The 15,655-nt window shown below is 68.0% G+C and carries 17 protein-coding genes; 6 read left to right on the top strand and 11 right to left on the bottom strand.

From position 1 onward, the window contains the following. Positions 1-129: 129 nt before the first annotated feature. Positions 130-828 carry a cyclic nucleotide-binding domain-containing protein gene (locus tag ACJ4V0_RS09690; RefSeq protein WP_448299374.1) on the top strand — a complete coding sequence of 233 codons (699 nt, stop codon included), beginning with the start codon at positions 130-132 and terminating at the stop codon, positions 826-828. A gap of 39 nt (positions 829-867) precedes the next feature. Here the strand turns inward: ACJ4V0_RS09690 and ACJ4V0_RS09695 are convergent, their stop codons facing one another. The 4 genes from ACJ4V0_RS09695 to ACJ4V0_RS09710 all read right to left on the bottom strand — a co-directional run bounded on the left by ACJ4V0_RS09695 (position 868) and on the right by ACJ4V0_RS09710 (position 5,427). Continuing rightward, entirely contained in the window at positions 868-1,635 is a 768-nt protein-coding gene (locus tag ACJ4V0_RS09695) for an ABC transporter ATP-binding protein (protein ID WP_448299375.1), read from the bottom strand. Next, a complete protein-coding gene (locus ACJ4V0_RS09700; RefSeq protein WP_448299520.1) occupies positions 1,623-2,405 on the bottom strand; it encodes an ABC transporter permease in 783 nt (260 codons plus the stop codon). Before ACJ4V0_RS09700 ends, ACJ4V0_RS09695 begins: the two co-directional genes overlap by 13 nt. A 68-nt stretch (positions 2,406-2,473) precedes the next feature. Continuing rightward, complete coding sequence (locus ACJ4V0_RS09705; RefSeq protein WP_448299376.1) at positions 2,474-3,511, bottom strand: ABC transporter substrate-binding protein; 1,038 nt, start codon at positions 3,509-3,511, stop codon at positions 2,474-2,476. A 224-nt stretch (positions 3,512-3,735) separates the two neighbouring features. Continuing rightward, entirely contained in the window at positions 3,736-5,427 is a 1,692-nt protein-coding gene (locus ACJ4V0_RS09710) for a class I adenylate-forming enzyme family protein (RefSeq protein WP_448299377.1), read from the bottom strand. A 155-nt stretch (positions 5,428-5,582) separates the two neighbouring features. Here ACJ4V0_RS09710 and ACJ4V0_RS09715 point away from each other — a divergent pair, with 155 nt between their 5' ends. Continuing rightward, positions 5,583-6,485, top strand: coding sequence for a sterol desaturase family protein (locus tag ACJ4V0_RS09715; RefSeq protein ID WP_448299378.1), 903 nt, complete (start codon positions 5,583-5,585; stop codon positions 6,483-6,485). Positions 6,486-6,505: 20 nt separating this feature from the next. On the opposite strand, the gene ACJ4V0_RS09720 is transcribed toward ACJ4V0_RS09715, so the two are convergent. After that, positions 6,506-6,958 carry a MerR family transcriptional regulator gene (locus tag ACJ4V0_RS09720; protein WP_448299379.1) on the bottom strand — a complete coding sequence of 151 codons (453 nt, stop codon included), beginning with the start codon at positions 6,956-6,958 and terminating at the stop codon, positions 6,506-6,508. Between the two features lie 98 nt (positions 6,959-7,056). Here ACJ4V0_RS09720 and ACJ4V0_RS09725 point away from each other — a divergent pair, with 98 nt between their 5' ends. After that, entirely contained in the window at positions 7,057-7,764 is a 708-nt protein-coding gene (locus ACJ4V0_RS09725; protein ID WP_448299380.1) for a cation efflux transmembrane domain-containing protein, read from the top strand. Between the two features lie 85 nt (positions 7,765-7,849). Continuing rightward, on the top strand, positions 7,850-8,314 hold the full coding sequence (locus tag ACJ4V0_RS09730) for a hypothetical protein (protein WP_448299381.1): 465 nt from the start codon (positions 7,850-7,852) through the stop codon (positions 8,312-8,314). 18 nt (positions 8,315-8,332) lie between these two features. On the opposite strand, the gene map is transcribed toward ACJ4V0_RS09730, so the two are convergent. The 3 genes from map to ACJ4V0_RS09745 form a co-directional block, all read right to left on the bottom strand. After that, positions 8,333-9,133 carry a type I methionyl aminopeptidase gene (map, locus tag ACJ4V0_RS09735; RefSeq protein ID WP_448299521.1) on the bottom strand — a complete coding sequence of 267 codons (801 nt, stop codon included), beginning with the start codon at positions 9,131-9,133 and terminating at the stop codon, positions 8,333-8,335. Positions 9,134-9,250: 117 nt separating this feature from the next. Further along, positions 9,251-9,826, bottom strand: a complete 576-nt coding sequence (locus ACJ4V0_RS09740) for a DUF3916 domain-containing protein (RefSeq protein WP_448299382.1) — start codon at positions 9,824-9,826, stop codon at positions 9,251-9,253. Between the two features lie 71 nt (positions 9,827-9,897). Continuing rightward, positions 9,898-10,797 carry an NAD(P)-dependent oxidoreductase gene (locus tag ACJ4V0_RS09745; RefSeq protein ID WP_448299383.1) on the bottom strand — a complete coding sequence of 300 codons (900 nt, stop codon included), beginning with the start codon at positions 10,795-10,797 and terminating at the stop codon, positions 9,898-9,900. Positions 10,798-10,930: 133 nt separating this feature from the next. Here ACJ4V0_RS09745 and ACJ4V0_RS09750 point away from each other — a divergent pair, with 133 nt between their 5' ends. After that, a complete protein-coding gene (locus ACJ4V0_RS09750) occupies positions 10,931-11,971 on the top strand; it encodes a LacI family DNA-binding transcriptional regulator (RefSeq protein ID WP_448299384.1) in 1,041 nt (346 codons plus the stop codon). A 51-nt stretch (positions 11,972-12,022) separates the two neighbouring features. Here the strand turns inward: ACJ4V0_RS09750 and ACJ4V0_RS09755 are convergent, their stop codons facing one another. Next, a complete protein-coding gene (locus tag ACJ4V0_RS09755) occupies positions 12,023-12,649 on the bottom strand; it encodes an FMN-dependent NADH-azoreductase (RefSeq protein ID WP_448299385.1) in 627 nt (208 codons plus the stop codon). A gap of 63 nt (positions 12,650-12,712) precedes the next feature. Then, complete coding sequence (locus tag ACJ4V0_RS09760) at positions 12,713-13,153, bottom strand: DoxX family protein (RefSeq protein WP_448299386.1); 441 nt, start codon at positions 13,151-13,153, stop codon at positions 12,713-12,715. A gap of 157 nt (positions 13,154-13,310) precedes the next feature. Between ACJ4V0_RS09760 and ACJ4V0_RS09765 the strand changes: the two genes are divergently transcribed. Further along, complete coding sequence (locus tag ACJ4V0_RS09765) at positions 13,311-14,219, top strand: LysR family transcriptional regulator (RefSeq protein ID WP_448299387.1); 909 nt, start codon at positions 13,311-13,313, stop codon at positions 14,217-14,219. A gap of 68 nt (positions 14,220-14,287) precedes the next feature. On the opposite strand, the gene ACJ4V0_RS09770 is transcribed toward ACJ4V0_RS09765, so the two are convergent. Next, entirely contained in the window at positions 14,288-15,487 is a 1,200-nt protein-coding gene (locus ACJ4V0_RS09770) for an MGDG synthase family glycosyltransferase (RefSeq protein ID WP_448299388.1), read from the bottom strand. Positions 15,488-15,655: the final 168 nt, after the last annotated feature.

Consider the following 15,655-nt stretch of genomic DNA (forward strand, 5'->3'; position numbering starts at 1 on the left):
CATTCTTTAAATAATTGACTATTATTGAATGCTGCGCGGCGGAAAGTAAGATGTTGAATTGCTGTAGTGAGGCCGAGGAATTGACATTTGTCAAAATGCAATCAGGATGACCTGCGGAGGGTCCATCCGGTGCGCGCTTCAGACATCCAGACGGTCCGCGAACTGCCCCTGTTCGCCGGAATGGGCGACGGCGAGTTCGATGCGCTGATGAAGGCGGCATTCCTGCAGCGCTTTCCGTCGCAGACCCAGCTCATCCACGAGGGCGACCATGCCGATTTCCTCCACATCGTCGTGGAGGGACTGGTGGAGATGTTCGCCAGCCACGACGGCCGCGAGAGCACCATCGGCTTCCTGGCACCCGTGACCACCTTCATCCTGGCGGCGGTGCTCGTCGACAAGGTCTATCTCCAGTCGGCGCGCACGCTGGAGGCCTCCCGCATCCTGATGATTCCGGCTGCCGCGATCCGTGAAGTCTTCGAACGCGACGTCTCCTTCGCCAGCGCCGTCGTCAGGGAGATGGCGGAGCGCTACCGCGGCATCGTCCGGCAGCTCAAGGACCAGAAGGTAAGGACCGGCGGCGAGCGGCTCGCCGCCTGGGTCCTGCGGAACGGCCGGGAGCAGGGCGGCGCGCTCATCGCGCATATTCCCTGCGAGAAATCGAAACTGGCGAGCTATCTCGGCATGACGCCGGAAACCCTGTCGCGCAGCTTTCTGGCGCTCGAGCGTTACGGGGTGAAGGTGGTCGGCCGCGCCATCACCTGCTCCACGCCGGCCGCGCTGGCCGAACTCGCCCTGCTCGACCGGTTGATCGACGAGGGCCACGACTAGGGCGCGCCGCGCCGGGCGCTCCGCCGTGCCCGGGCCTTGCTAGATCCCCGTCCCGTCGATGAGGGCCTCGCCGCCGATGTGCTGGCGGATGCCGGCCACCAGCGCGGGCTCGCGCGACTGGCTGCGCTGGCGCGGCCTTGGCGCGTCGATGGTCTGGTCGGCCACCACCCGGCCCGGCGACCCGGCCAGCACCACGACACGATCGGCGAGATAGGTCGCCTCCTCGATGTCATGGGTGACGAACAGGATGGTCTTGCCGGTCACCTGCCAGATGCGGACGAGTTCGTCCTGCAGACCCTCCCGGGTGATCGCGTCGAGCGCCGAGAAGGGCTCGTCCATCAGCAGCACTTCCGGCTCGACCGCCAGCGCCCGGGCAAGCGACACCCGCTGGCGCTGGCCTCCGGAGAGCTGGTGCGGCCAGCGTTCGGCGAGGTGGGCGAGCCCGACGATTTCCAGCGCCGCGCGGGCCTTCTGGCGCCGCGCCGCCTTGCCAAGATCGCTGCCCTCGAGGCCGAAGGCGACATTGTCGACCACCGAGCGCCAGGGCAGCAGGCGTGAATCCTGGAAGACGAGGGCGAGCGGCTGGCGCTGGCCGGAGCGCGTGGCGATCTCCACCGTCCCGGAACTGGCGGTGGCGAGCCCGATCAGCACGCGCAGCAGCGTCGACTTTCCGACCCCGGACGAACCGACGATGGCGATGAAGGCGCCGCGCGGCACCGACAGGTCGAGGCCGCGCAGGACCTCGTTCCTCTGGCCGTCGCGCTCGAAGGTGAGCGACAGGCCGGAAATATCGATCACGCTTTCCATCGCAACACCCGTCCCTGAACCGCGACGAAGAGGGTATCGAGCACGCCATAGAGGGCGGCCATGGTCAGCATGTAGACGACGACGATTTCCGTCGCCAGAAGGCTCGAGGCCTGGATCATGCGCTGTCCGAGGCCCGGTACGCCGAAGATCTCGGCCGCCACCACCGCCATCCACGCCTGCCCGAGGGCCGTCCTCATGCCGACGAGGATGCCGGGCATGGCGGCGGGCAGCAGGATCTTGAACAGGCGTTCATGGGCGGAGCGGAAGCCGAAGGCATCCGCCACCTCGATGAGGTCGCGGTCGACGCCGCGGATCGCGCCGTGGGCGGCGAAGAAGACGATCCAGAACACGCCGATGGCGATGATGAAGACCGCCGAGGACTGGCTTACCCCGAACCAGATGATGGCGAAGGGAACCCAGGCGAGCCCCGGTATCGGCCGCAGCACGCGCACCACCCAGGACGTCATGTCCTCGGCGAGGCGCGACATACCGGTGGCGACGCCGCAGACAAGGCCGAGAACCGATCCGACGACGAGGCCGATCGTATAGTGGCCGAGGCTCGCCTTGACCGCAGAGGTCCAGGCGCCCGACGTGAGTTCGCTCCAGAAGGCGGCGGGGATCGCACTCGGGCCCGGCAGGAGCATCGGGTTGAACAGGCCAAGACGCGGCAGCGCCTCCCAGATCAGGATGAAGATTACGAGACCGGCCGCCGCAAGCCCGAGGCTCCTCAGCCCGTCGAGCGACGGGCTGAAGGAAGACCCTGCGGGCATCGCAGGCGTGGCGGCGGGGACGGACGCGTCGGTCACGATCGGCGGCTGCGACATGATGCGGACCGGCCTCAGCTTGCCGAGGGCGCCTTCTCGAAGAAGCGGGTATCGAACAGGCCGTCGAGCGAGACTGCCTCGCGCAGCGAGCCGAGCTTCACCTGATAGGCCTGCATGGCCTTGGTCGGCTCGATGATGGCCCGCGGGTCGATGCTGAACTTGCTCGCCGGCGATTTCAGCGCCGCCTGGATGGTGGCGAGGTCGACGATGCCCTTGGCGAGATTGGCGGCGACATGCGGGGCGGCCTTGTCGGGGTCGCGCGTCAGCAGGTGGCCGGCCTTCACGAGACCGTTGACGAGGCCCTGCACCTTGTCCTCGTTCCTGGCCAGGAAGGCGCCCGAGACGGCGACGACCGTACCCGGCTGTCCCGGGAACAACTCGTCGCCGACCGCGATCAGCTTGATGGCCGGATTGCGCTTCTGCACGATGGTCAGCGCCGGCTCGCGGATGGTCGCGCCTTCCACGGCGTCGGCGAGGATCGCCTGCTGCGTCGCATCGATGCCCATGGCGACGATCTCGACGTCGGCGCGGTCGGCCTTGATCTGCTCCCAGAGCCAGAATTGCAGCGTCGTGTTCGGCACCGAGCCGGGCGGTTGGGTGGCAAGGCGCGCCGCCTTGCCGGTCTGGGCGCGGTAGGCCTTGAGCGCATCGGCGTGCGACACGCCCGGCTTGAAGAAGGCGGCGAGCCGCGGCGTGGCGACGAAGACATTCTCGCCGGTCGCCGTCGAGGCGACGACCTTCACGTCGACGCCGCGGGCGCGCGCGACTCCGAGCGGCGCGACGCCTGCGACGTAGATGTCGATGGTGCCCGAAGCCAGGGCCTGGATCATGTTCGGACCGGACTCGAAGGTGGTGAAGGCGAGGTTCAACCCCGCATCGCGGGCCCAGCCCTCCTTGTCGACGACGAAGATCGGCGAGGCGCCGATGATCGGGATGACGCCGACACGGGCGGCTACAGCCTGCGCGCGCGCAGGCGAGGGCGTCAGCGCCGGTGCGGCGAGCGCCGCGGCGGCCGCCGCGAGAACAGTACGGCGGGGAAGGAGGGTGGACATGGATGGGGGCCCTTTGTCGCAGTGCGGCGAGCGGTCGGACGAGCGCGTGCGCAGAAATGATGCCCGATATGAAAATAAATTCTCTCAAATGGCAATATCGGGCGATCAAAGAAAAAATGCGTTCTGCCAAGTCAAGTTACGCGGGATAAAATGGCGATCTAAGGTGGGCCGGCGAGAAGGTTTGGTCGTGCGATCCGTGCGCCGCGATCATCCCTGCGTGCTGGTCAGGTGGTGATGGGGCGTCCCAGCTTCTGGCGCAGGATGCGCTTCATGACCTTGCCGTTGGCGTTGCGCGGCAGCGGTTCCGTCTGGATCGTCAGCGTCTCGGGCACCTTGTAGTCGGAGAGCCTCTCGGCGCACCAGGCGCGGATCGCTTCCTCTGGAGGTTCGCTCGCATCGGTCACCACGACCGCATGCACGCGCTCGCCGAGAACCGGGCAGGGCGCCGCCACCACGGCGCATTCGACGATGCCGGGACAGGCCACCAGCACGGTCTCGACCTCGGCGGTGAAGATCTTGTAGCCGCCGCGGTTGATCATGTCCTTCTTGCGGTCGAGCACCTGCACGAAGCCGTCCGCGTCGACGCTGCCGATGTCGCCGGAGCGCCAGAAGCCGGCGGTGAATCCCTCGGCCGTCGCCTTCGGGTTGTTCCAGTAGCCCTTCACGACGTGCGGCCCGCCGATCCAGATTTCGCCGACGTCGCCGGGCGGCAGTTCGCGGCCGGCATCGTCGACGATCATGATCTCGGCGCCTGGCACGGCGATGCCGACGCTGTGCCCATGGGTGGTGGTGAAGCGCGGCGGCATGATCGTCGTCGGCGAGGAGGTCTCGGTGGCGCCATAGGCGTTGACCAGCGCAAGGCCCGGACAGCGGGCCGCGAGCGCCTCGATGGTCGGCGTCGGCATGGGCGCGCCGCCGTAGCCGCCGATCCGCCAGGCCGAGAGGTCGTAGGTGTCGAAATCCGGCTGCAGCAGGCAGAGATTGTACATGGCCGGCACCAGTACGGACTGCGTCATCCGCTCCCGGGCCGCAAGGGCGAGAAAGTCCGCGGCGCGGAACGCCGGCATGATGATGAGCGTGCCGGCCGCGCGCACGATGGTGGTGATGTTGGCAATCAGGCCGGTGACATGGCTCAGCGGCACGGCGGCGAGGGACCTGTCCGCGGCCGTCAGGCCCATGCATTGCTCGAAGACCATCGAGGAATGGACGATGCCGAGATGGGTCAGCATGGCGCCTTTCGGCAGGCCGGTCGTGCCGGAGGTATAGAGGATGACGGCGGTATCCTCCTCTGCCACGGCGGCGCAGGTTGGCTCTGGCGCCGCGGCATGGGCGGCGAGGACATCCGCGAGGGCGCGTGTTCCGGCGGCAGCTCCGCCGACCGTCCAGCGCTGCGACAGGGCGGGGGTCTCGGCGGCGACCGGGATGCGGTCGGCAAGCTCTGCCTCGTGGATCAGCAGGTGGGCGCCGCAGTCGTTCAGCACATGGGCGATCTCCGGCGCCTGGAGCCTGAGGCCCATCGGAACCGCCACGGCACCGATGCGGGCGAGGGCGAAGAGGACGGTCACGAACTCCGGTCGGTTGCCGATCAGCATGGCGACGCGGTCGCCGGCCGCAACGCCTTCCGCAGACAGCGCGGCCGCCAGCCGGCGAACGGCGCGGTCAAGCCCGGCATAGGTCAGGCGCGTGTCGCCGCAGACGAGCGCCTCGCCGTCGCTGTTGCAGGCCACGGCTTCGTCGAGGAGGGCCGGGAGGCTTGCCGGGCGCTCGGCAAAGCAGGCGACGACCCGGTCGCCATAGTGGGGCTCGCGCCGGAGGCGTGTGCCCAGGGTCGCGGTCCACGAAGGACGGTGCGTCGACAGCTCCGCATGCGGCACGGGTTGGGCAACGCTGCGGTCGGTGTGGTCGGACGATGGCATGTCTGGCCCGGGGGAGAAAGGAAGCGGACCCGCAGGAGCCCGCCGGACCGCAACTGCACCCGATCCGGGCCGGGCCATCAAGAGGCCGCATGCCGGCCGTTCGAGGGACCTCCGCCATCAATCATTCGGCAAGCATGGGGGTCTAGAAGAACAGGATGGCGCCGCGCGCCTGGGAGCCGTCCATGGGCGCCGACGCGACCACCACACTGCTGATGATCTACCGCTCGTACCTGCTGAGCCCCGGCATGCTGTGGGTCCTGGGGTTCGTGACAGCCTTCATCGCCGTCGGCGTCGTTGCGGGAATGACGTCGCGGGTGCTGTCGCCGTCCGCCGTGCGCAACAGCCTCGCCTCGCTCGCGGTTCTCGCCTTCAACATCATCATGGCGCCGGTGGTCTATGTCCTGTCCGACCTCGTAGCGCGGATCTACGGTCAGTTCGGCATCCCGGCGATTCCTCAGAGTTTCTGGCAGAGCATGCCCTGGCTGGTCGTTGCCGTCGTCGGCATCGTCGCCAAGGATTTCGCCGACTACTGGTGCCACCGCGCCCTCCACACGCGCATCGGCTGGCCCATTCACGCGGTCCATCACTCGGACACCCATGTGAACGGCTTCACCGCCTTCCGGGTGCATCTGCTCGAGGTCGTGACGATGAAGGTCTTCTACATCGTTCTGCTGACCTGGATCGGCATCCCGACGGGCCTGATCGTCGCGGCCTATGTCGTTGCCTCGCTGCACACGGCCTATGTCCATCTCGAACTCGACATCGACCATGGTCCGCTCAACTGGCTGATCGCCTCGCCGCGCTTCCATCGCTGGCATCATGCCGATGCGCCCGAGGCCTATGGCAAGAACCTCGCGAACATGATTCCGCTTTTCGACCTGATGTTCGGAACCTACTACCGGCACGACAGCTGTGCCGAGCCGATGGGCGCCGAGCGCGACGGCATTCCGGACACCGATCCCGTGAAGCTGGTGCTGCTGCCCTTCGTGCTCTGGGCGCGGCAGGCTCGCGCCCTTGCCGGCGACGCGCTGCTGCGGCTTCGTGCAACGTTCCGGTAGGTTCTCCAGACAGTGGCCGTTCAGTGCCGCTCCTGCAGGCACTGGTCGTGGTCGGCCAGCACTTCGATGACCCGGCACGTGCCGATGGCGCCGTGCGAGCCGTGGTCGACCATGCGCGCGATCTCGCCGCGCATCGCGGTCAGGCGGGCGATCTTGGCGTCGATGTCGGCCAGGTGCCGCCGGGCGATCGCGTCAGCCCCGTCGCAGGGCTGGCCCGGCTCGCCAGCGAGCGCGATGAGCTGGCGAATTTCCTCGATCTCGAAGCCGAGGTCGCGGCCATGCCGGATGAAGGCGAGCCGCTGCACATCCTCCGGGCCATAGAGACGCCGATTCGAACCCGAGCGCGGGGCGGGGGGCATCAGCCCGATCTGCTCGTAGTAGCGGATGGTGGGCACCTTGACCCCGGCGCGGCGCGCGAGAACGCCGATGGGAAGGCCGGGGCGTTCGGCCGTCGCGGTGGACTTGGCGGGCATTGAAAAGACCTCTTGATCCTCTAGTCGCTAGAGGATGTAGGTCCGATGCCGAAGCATGCAACCCGTTGGGCATGCGTGAGGCCTGAAAGGACGCAGCGATGTCATCGAGTAGTGGAAACGCGGAGCCTGGCGCCGCCGGCTTCGACGGCACCGATCCGCGCTATCGCCGCGTCCTGTGGATCGTCATCGCCATCAACGCGGCGATGTTCCTCATCGAGACGCTCGCCGGCCGCCTCGCCGGGTCGCAGGCGCTTCAGGCCGACGCGCTCGACTTCCTCGGCGACACCCTCACCTACGGCCTGTCGCTGGCGGTGATCGGCCGCAGCCTGCGCGTCCGGTCTTCCGCAGCCCTGTTCAAGGGCGTCAGCCTTCTCCTGATGGGCCTTTGGGTCTTCGGCTCCACCGTCTGGCAGGTGCTCGTCTTCGGCCTGCCGCGGGCCGAGTTCATGGGGGCCATCGGTCTGCTGGCGTTGGCGGCCAACCTCGCGAGCGTGATCCTCCTGGCGCGCTACAAGGACGGCGACGCCAATGTCCGCTCCGTCTGGCTCTGCTCGCGCAACGATGCCATCGGCAATGTGGTGGTGATGATCGCCGCCGGCCTCGTCTGGTGGCTGGCGAGCCCCTGGCCGGATCTCGTCGTCGCCTTCATCATGGCCGGGCTCTTCCTCCATTCGGCCTTCCTCATCCTGCATCAGGCGGTACGCGAGTGGCGCAGCGGCGAGGATCTGGGCGCCCTCATGGGCCATGGCCACGATCATGGCGACGGCCGTCATGATCACGCGGCCCATGACCATCGTGTCGGCTGACCGTTCGGTCGGCGTTCATCTGCGGGCCATCGTCACGACATGATGGTCGCTAGGATGGGAGGTTCAAGCTCAGGGAGTTTCCGCCATGCGCGCCCGCCTCGCACTGCTCGCCGTCGTCCTTGCTCCTCTCACCGGAGCGCTGCCGGCCCTCGCCCAGACGCCAGGGGCCATTCCCGCCGCCCCCGGCGGAGACACCCTCGGCCGTTTCGTCCTGCGCGAGACGCCCGACGGACTGCTGCGCATGGACACCCGCACCGGCCACATGTCGCTGTGCTCACGGGCCTCGGGGAGCTTCACCTGCCGCCTCGTGCCGGACGACAAGGTGGCGCTGGAACAGGAGATCGAGCGGCTGAAAGCGGAACTCGACACGCTGAAGCGCTCCGGCGCGCTGGCCGCCCGTCCGGCCCAGCCCGGCGGCGATCCGAGCCTCAACCTGCCGAGCGATGCCGAGGTCGACCGCGCCCTGAGCCTGGCCGAGCGCATCTGGCGGCGGCTGCGCGGCATGATTCGCGAGAGCGAGCAGAATCCGCTGCCGGAGCGTCGCCTGTAGGCGCGGCGCGACGCTGCTTCACTCGGCGCGCACGACCGGCGGCTTGTCGAGGCCTTTCGGCGAGAGCGTGAACACCTCGACGCCGTCCTTCGTGACGCCCACGGTGTGCTCGAACTGGGCGGAGAGGGAGCGGTCGCGCGTCACCGCGGTCCAGCCGTCGGAGAGCACCTTCACATGCGGGCGGCCGAGATTCACCATCGGCTCGATGGTGAAGATCATGCCCGGTTTCAGCAGGCTTCCTTCGCCCGGCTTGCCGAGGTGGACGATGTTCGGCTCGTCGTGGAACAGCTTGCCCACGCCATGGCCGCAGAAGTCGCGCACCACGCTCATGTGCTGCGGCTCGACATAGCTCTGGATAGCGTGGCCGATGTCGCCGACGGTATTGCCCGGCTTCACTGCCGCGACCCCGCGCAGCAGCGACTCATAGGTGACGTCGATCAGCCGCTCGGCGCGGCGCGGGATGTCGCCGACCGCGTACATGCGCGAGGCGTCGCCATGCCAGCCGTCAAGCACGAAGGTGACGTCGACATTGACGATGTCGCCGGCGCGGAATGGCTTCTCGTTGGGAATGCCGTGGCAGACGACATGGTTGATCGAGGTGCAGCAGGAATGCTCGTAGCCGCGATACATCAGCGTCGCGGGATAGGCGCCGTGATCCATGCCGAACTCGAAGACGAGGTGGTCGATGTGCTCGGTCGGCACGCCTTCTCTGACTTCGTCGACCAGCATGTCGAGGCATTCCGCGACGAGGCGGCCGGCCTTGCGCATGCCGGCGAAGGCGTCCTCGCCATAGAGCTTGATCTGGCCATTCTTGCGCATCTGCGCCGAACTGGCCTCGATATAGGTGACCACTGGCAAATCCCTGAGTTTCGTCCGAGATAGGGAATTTGAGCCTGCGGGGCAAGTCTTGCGCCGACGCCGGGGAGCGATCGACGGTCAATTCCCGCCGATCGGCTCGCGGAGCATCCACACCTCGCTCTCGAAGACCCTGACGCCGCCCGGCGCCTCGTCGTCCGGATGCTCCTGCCGCTCGCGATAGCCTCGCTCGACCAGGCCGTCAGGAAGAACGAGGCCGAGATCACGGACCAGGCTTCGCTCCCGCGGATCCATCAGCGCCCATGTCTGGGAGCGATGGGTTCGGCGTTCGAAGTCGCGGCCATAGGCGGGATCGAGGAAGACGCCGACCTCCGCCATGAACGGGGCTGGCCAGTGCGTCAGGACATAGACCTTGTCCCCGGCGCGTTCCGCCGGCCGTGCCGCAGCCAGATGCGCTGCCGCATCGATCATCGCCTGCAGGACGCGGCGCTGGTGCTCGGGGCGGGCGTCTGGCGGATCGACGAGCCTCTGGTCCACCGGCACGTGCCAGTGGGCACACGGCCTGAACGCGTCGCCCAGCGGCGGAAAGAAGCCGGCGAACTCCGCCGCCCAGTCATCGACGGCCCTCAGGTGCTTCTCCACGTTGCGGAGCGGGCGGGTCTTGCCGAGGGCGAGGCGGGCGACGGCTCTTGTCATGGTCGGAACGAACGCTCGGACGGGGGGTGAAGGAGGCCGTGCCGTCGGCGCGGGCTCCCTTCGTCGCACCGTCAGTCGAGAAGGTTCACGCCGTTCCAGCGCGCCACCTCGTCGGAGAGCATCGGCACGTATTTCCCGCCGTTGCCCTGGGCTTCCGCCATCGCGAAGTAGTTCTTCACCGCATTGCCCATCGGGTTGGCGATGCCGGAGGCCTCCGCCATGGCGGCGCAGTAGCGCATGTCCTTGTGGGCATTGGCAAGCGTGAATTTATGAGCGTTTTCATCGCGTTCAATGACATACTTAAAGAAGGTCTGGTAGAAGCCGCAATCCATGCGGCCGCCCGACAGCACAGCGTTCATCGCCTTCGGCGCCACCCCGTTCGCCCTGGCGACCGAGAGAGCCTCGGCATAGAGCGCCGCATAGCCCATCGAGACGAAGTTGTTGACGATCTTCATGGTGTGGCCGGCCCCGACCGGGCCGACATGGACGATGCGACCGGCGAAGCAGGTGATGACGTCGTGGACCCTGGCGAGGTCGGCCGCGGCGCCTCCCGTCATGACGTCGAGCTTGCCCTCCCAGGCTTCCTTCGGTGTGCGCGACAGCGGCGCGTCGAGGAAGGTCACGCCGATCTCCGCGAGCTCCGCGGCAAGGCGGCGGGTGAGGGTGGGTTCGGAGGTGGAGCAGTCGACGATCGTCAGGCCCTTGCGGGCGCCCGCGCGCAAGCCGTCGGGTCCGTTCACGACGGCGTCCACCTGCGTCGAACCGGTCACGCAGATGAAGACGACGTCGCTGGCCTCGGCGACGGCGCGGATGCTCTGCGCTTCAGCCGCGCCGCGCTTGACCAGGTCCTCGACCGGTTCGCGATTGCGATTGGCGACGATGGTGAGCGGGTAGCCCTTCTCGACGATGTTCTTCGCCATGCCGTGGCCCATCAGCCCGACGCCGACGAACCCGATCCGTGCCTTGGTCATGTGATCCTCCCGATCATGCTTGTTTGGACGGGAGCCTAACCTCACTCCCTCGGATGGACGAGGGGTAAAACGATTGAATTGCGCTTTCAAAACTTGAAATGAATATTTAGTCTTGGGTTTTGCGGAGGCTGGGATGAACGACATGACGAGCGAACTGGCGCGGCCCGGCCGGGTCACGCTGCAGCAGATCGCCGAGCGTCTCGGCGTGTCGACGGCCACCGTCTCGCTGGCGCTTCGGTCGAGCCCGCTGGTGGCCGAGGCGACGCGGCAGAAGGTACAGGATCTCGCCCGCGCCCTCGGCTATGTCTACAACCGTTCCGCCGCGAGCCTGCGCACCGCCCGCACCAACATGATCGCGGTCGGCGTCAACGACGTGGTGAACCCCTATTTCGGCGAGATTCTCGCGGCCATCGAGGAAACCCTGGCGGGGTCCGGCCACACGGTTCTCCTTGGTACCTATTCGGACGATCCGGCCAAGCAGGATCGCGTTCTGGAGACGCTGAAGGAATACCGGCCCGACGGCATGATCCTCTGTCCCGCCAATGGCTCCACGGGCGAGGCCCTGACGATGATCGCGGCGGCAGGCATCCCGGTGGTGCAGATCACCCGCGAGATCGAGGGGGTCGGCCTCGACGTCGTCGCCTCCGATGACGGTGTGGCCGCGCGCCTCGCACTCGATCACCTGCATGATCTTGGCCATCGCCGCATCGCTGTCGTCGGCGGCAATGACACCATGTCGACAGGCCGCAACCGGCGCACCACCTACCGTACCTGGCTCTCCGAAAAGGGCCTTCCCTTCGATCCGGCGCTGATGGTGACCGGGCTCGGCACACGCGACACGGGCTTCACCGGTATCCAGGCGCTGCTCGACCTCGCCGAGCCGCCGACGGCGGCGGTCTGCATGAACGACCTCATCGCCTTTGGCGTGATGATGGGGCTGCGCCATCGCGGACGCGAGGCCGGGCGCGATTTCTCGGTGGTCGGCGCCGACGACGTGCGCGAAGCCGCCATGTGGGCGCCGGGCCTGACCAGCGTCTCCACCCATCCGAGCGAGCAGGGACGCAGGGCCTGCGAGCGTGTGCTGGTCCGCACTGTCAATCCGGCCTTGCCGCCAGCCCGCATCATCATCCCGCCGACGCTGGTGGTGCGCGGCTCAACAGGCCGGGCGCAATAGAAACGGGCGCCGCACGGGCGCCCGTCGGGTCATGGAACCGGTCCCGCCGGATCAGAACGTTTTCGCCAGCGCCTCGGCGGCTGCCTTCGCCTCAGCGAGAGAGGCCTCGGCGGACTCCGGCATGCCGGTGTTGACGACCTGCAGCGAATGGATGGTCTCAAAGCCGAAGAACTTCAGCATCCACTCCACATAGGGCTTCTGGAAGTCGATGGCCTCGGCGCCGCTGCCTGGGCCGTAGGCACCCATGGATGCCGTGATGACGAGCGCCGGCTTTCCCTTCACGAGGCCGAAATACCCCTGGTCCGGCGACCAGCCGAAGGTCTGGCCCGGCTGGGCGATCACGTCGATGTAGTGCTTCAGCACGTAAGGCACCGAGAAATTCCACATCGGCGTCGCGATGACGATCTTGTCGGCCGCCTTGAAGTGATCGGCGGCCGCGACGACCTTCGCCCAGGCCTGGGCCTGCTCGGCGGTGAAGTCCTTGCCGCCCATGACGGCATATTTCGCGTCCAGCGTCGCGCCGTCGAAGGCGGGGAGATCGGCCTTCCACAGGTCGAGGACCTCAATGGTATCGCCGGGATGGGCGGTCTTGTAGGCCTTGATGAAATGGGCGGCGGCCTGGGTCGAATAGGAACGGCCCTTGCGGGGGCTCGCCTCGATGAACAGCACTTTGGCCATGGTGTGGCTCCGAATGTTTCGGGGGAGGACGCGCGCCGGTGTGACCGGCGCGCGAGGCGATCGTCAGGCGAGGCGGGGACGGGCGGTCTCGGCCGGGCGCCAGAAGGCGAGCGGCGCCGAGCGCAGCGCGAGAGCGCCGTCGCCGGCCAGGGCATGGGCGATGGAGGCGACGATAAGGAAGGCCGGATATTCCCAGCCGCCGTTCGGCGCCGAGAAGAGCCAGCCGTTCGGCAGGTGGACCATCAGCGCGCCGGCCATGACCGGGACGAGGAGCAGCGAGACCTGCCGCCCGTAGATGCCGAGCAGGATGAGGACGCCACCGCCGATCTCCGCCGCGATGATGGGCAGGGCAAGGGCGGTCGGCAGGCCGAGGGAGCCGAGGAAGCCGGAAAATCCGGCGACGCCAAAGACGAGGACCTTGAGCAGGCCGTGGGCGATCCACATGGCGCCGAGAGCGGCGCGCAGGGCGAAGAGGCCATAGGGGGACGTGTCGGTGTGGGACATGGGGGACATCTCATGAAAGCGGGGGAGGGATCCGGGCGGGCGATGTCGGGGCGGCATCGCCGTCGGTCCGGAAGATGGGCGCTCATTGAACGCAAGTAAATTGACGTCGGCGCAATGATTTGCTTGCATGATCGCAATCAACGGAGGCCAGACGCTCATGACCCCGCCCCTCGTTTCCTGGGACGACTACCGCACGGTTCTCGCCGTCTCGTCGGCGCGGTCCCTGGCGGGGGCCGCCGAGCTGCTCGCCGTCAACCAGTCGACCGTCTTCCGGCGCCTCGGGGCGATGGAGGAGCGCCTCGGCGCGCGGCTCTTCGAGCGCAGCCGCACCGGCTATTCCCTGACCGCTGCGGGCGAGGAGATGGTCAGGCTCGCCGAGCGCATGGCCGAGGACATCGTCGACTTCGAGCGGCGACTGACCGGGCAGGACCTGCGCCCCCAGGGGGAGGTGCGCGTGACCACCAACGACACGCTCGTCGTCCACCTCCTGACCCCGATCTTCGCCTCCTTCCGCAAGGCCTATCCGGAGATCACCCTGGACGTGGTCGTTGGCAACCAGTCGCTCAACCTGTCGAAGCGCGACGCCGACGTCGCCATCCGCGCCACCGCTGACCCGCCGGAGACCCTTGTGGGCCGGCGCCTCGCCGTCATTCCCTGGGCGATCTATGCTGCCGAGAGCCTAGGCCTGACCTCTCTCGACCCGGTCGACTACCGTGCCTATGCCTGGATCGGGCTCGGTGACAATCTGGCCACCCTGAAGCCCGGACGCTGGCTGATCCAGCATGTCGGCGAGGACAGGATCGGCTGGCGCATCAACACGGTCCTGGGGCTGGCCGAGGCGGTCGCGGAAGGGGCGGGGGTCGGCCTGCTGCCGTGCTTCATCGCCCAGACATTCCCCAATCTCGTGCCGCTGTCGGGGCCGATCCCGGACATTCCGGGAGCCCTGTGGATTCTCACCCACCCGGACCTGCGCTCCACGGCCCGCGTGCGGGTCTTCATGGACCACGTCGGCACGGAGATCGCGAAACGCCGCTCACGCATCGAGGGGCTCGGCCCGGCACGCTGAGCCGGCCGTGATGGACGGGCGTCCGTGACGCTGTTTCCCCGAACGGGGCTTGGCCCGGCGCTTCGCCGCTAGCGACCGGTCTCGTCGGCAAGGATCGAGGCGACGATGTCGTGGGTGGCGCGGGCCCGGCCGAGGCTTCGCGCCTTGTCCGCCATGGCGGCGAGCCGGTCGCGGTCGCTTGTTAGCAACCCGGCGACCGCGGTTGCCAGAGCCTCGACCCGCGGCTCGAACAGGCCCGCGCCGGCATCCACCACGTGATCGACGTTGGCGCCCTCCTGCCCGGGAATGAACCCGTAGAGCAGCATCGGCAGACCGCGGACGCTGGCTTCGGCGATCGTGCCCGGGCCGGCCTTGGTCACCAGCAGGTCGCTGGCCTGCATGAGGTCGCTCATGCGGTCGACATAGCCGAGCGCCGTCACTGGGATCGGCCAGGACGCCGCCTCGAGCCGCGCCTTCAGCCTCGCGTTGCTGGCGCAGACCGCCACGATCTGCGCGGCGGGTCGGCCGGGCGAGGCCGCGGCGAGCGCTGTCGCCGTCGCCGAGACGATCGCCTCCATTGGGCCGATCCCGCCGCCGCCGCCCATGACGAGAACGGCGGGCAGGTCCGGGTCGAGACCGAAGGTCCGGCGGGTGTCGTCGCGCCCGGCCGCCGCGCGGGCGAAATCGGCACGGATCGGCAGGCCATGGGCATGAAGACGCTGGCGCGGCAGGCCACGCGCCGCGGCGAGTTCCACCGCCCGCTCCGTCGGCAGGTAGATCGCCGCGTTGCGCGGGTGCAGCCAGAGGGGATGGATGCCGCCGAGATCGGTGACCACCGTGACATAGCGGGTGCGCGGAGCCACCCGTTCGAGCACGGGGATCACGAGGTGGTTGACCAGCGGATGGACCGACACGACCAGATCGGGCCGGGTTGCCCTGAGAAGCGCCTCGATCTTTGAGCGCGACAGGCGCCGGACGATCGCCGCGGACGAGCGCGCGACCGGCGCGAACGTGGTCACGCGCCACATGGCGTGCCAGAGCCGGGGGGTTCGCCCCACGAGGGCGTCGTAGCCGTGCGGCATGCGCGAAAACGGGAAGGCGATGTGATCGGTGAGCAGGTCGACGATGGTGACGCGGCATCCCGGCCGCTGCGCCTGAAACTCCGCCTCCAGCGCCCGGGCGCTCGCCAGATGCCCGCCGCCGGTGCGGCTCATCAGGACGAGAACGTGCAGCGGCGGGGCGGAGGCGGTATGCGACGAGGGGCTGGTGCTCTGCGCTGATGCGGTCAATCTTGCGGTCTCCACCCGGCTGTCTAGCCTGCCGCAGCGCCGATGGCGAGGCGGACGGATTGCCGCTCCTGCCGACAACACCCATCAACCCGCGTGATCGCTGGGCTGACAAAGCCTGTCTTGCCCGGCCGCCCCGCCGTCACGCATAAGACGGGACGACCCGATCCC

The organism is Phreatobacter aquiterrae (assembly GCF_053471285.1).

Coding starts and splice junctions, on each gene's coding strand:
- ACJ4V0_RS09760 (WP_448299386.1), bottom strand. CDS start 13,153: ATGTCCCACACCGACACGTCCCCCTATGGCCTCTTCGCCCTGCGCGCC.
- ACJ4V0_RS09745 (WP_448299383.1), bottom strand. CDS start 10,797: ATGACCAAGGCACGGATCGGGTTCGTCGGCGTCGGGCTGATGGGCCAC.
- map (WP_448299521.1), bottom strand. CDS start 9,133: ATGCGCAAGAATGGCCAGATCAAGCTCTATGGCGAGGACGCCTTCGCC.
- ACJ4V0_RS09715 (WP_448299378.1), top strand. CDS start 5,583: ATGGCGCCGCGCGCCTGGGAGCCGTCCATGGGCGCCGACGCGACCACC.
- ACJ4V0_RS09700 (WP_448299520.1), bottom strand. CDS start 2,405: ATGCCCGCAGGGTCTTCCTTCAGCCCGTCGCTCGACGGGCTGAGGAGC.
- ACJ4V0_RS09695 (WP_448299375.1), bottom strand. CDS start 1,635: ATGGAAAGCGTGATCGATATTTCCGGCCTGTCGCTCACCTTCGAGCGC.
- ACJ4V0_RS09725 (WP_448299380.1), top strand. CDS start 7,057: ATGTCATCGAGTAGTGGAAACGCGGAGCCTGGCGCCGCCGGCTTCGAC.
- ACJ4V0_RS09740 (WP_448299382.1), bottom strand. CDS start 9,826: ATGACAAGAGCCGTCGCCCGCCTCGCCCTCGGCAAGACCCGCCCGCTC.
- ACJ4V0_RS09765 (WP_448299387.1), top strand. CDS start 13,311: ATGACCCCGCCCCTCGTTTCCTGGGACGACTACCGCACGGTTCTCGCC.
- ACJ4V0_RS09730 (WP_448299381.1), top strand. CDS start 7,850: ATGCGCGCCCGCCTCGCACTGCTCGCCGTCGTCCTTGCTCCTCTCACC.
- ACJ4V0_RS09705 (WP_448299376.1), bottom strand. CDS start 3,511: ATGTCCACCCTCCTTCCCCGCCGTACTGTTCTCGCGGCGGCCGCCGCG.
- ACJ4V0_RS09710 (WP_448299377.1), bottom strand. CDS start 5,427: ATGCCATCGTCCGACCACACCGACCGCAGCGTTGCCCAACCCGTGCCG.
- ACJ4V0_RS09750 (WP_448299384.1), top strand. CDS start 10,931: ATGAACGACATGACGAGCGAACTGGCGCGGCCCGGCCGGGTCACGCTG.
- ACJ4V0_RS09720 (WP_448299379.1), bottom strand. CDS start 6,958: ATGCCCGCCAAGTCCACCGCGACGGCCGAACGCCCCGGCCTTCCCATC.
- ACJ4V0_RS09755 (WP_448299385.1), bottom strand. CDS start 12,649: ATGGCCAAAGTGCTGTTCATCGAGGCGAGCCCCCGCAAGGGCCGTTCC.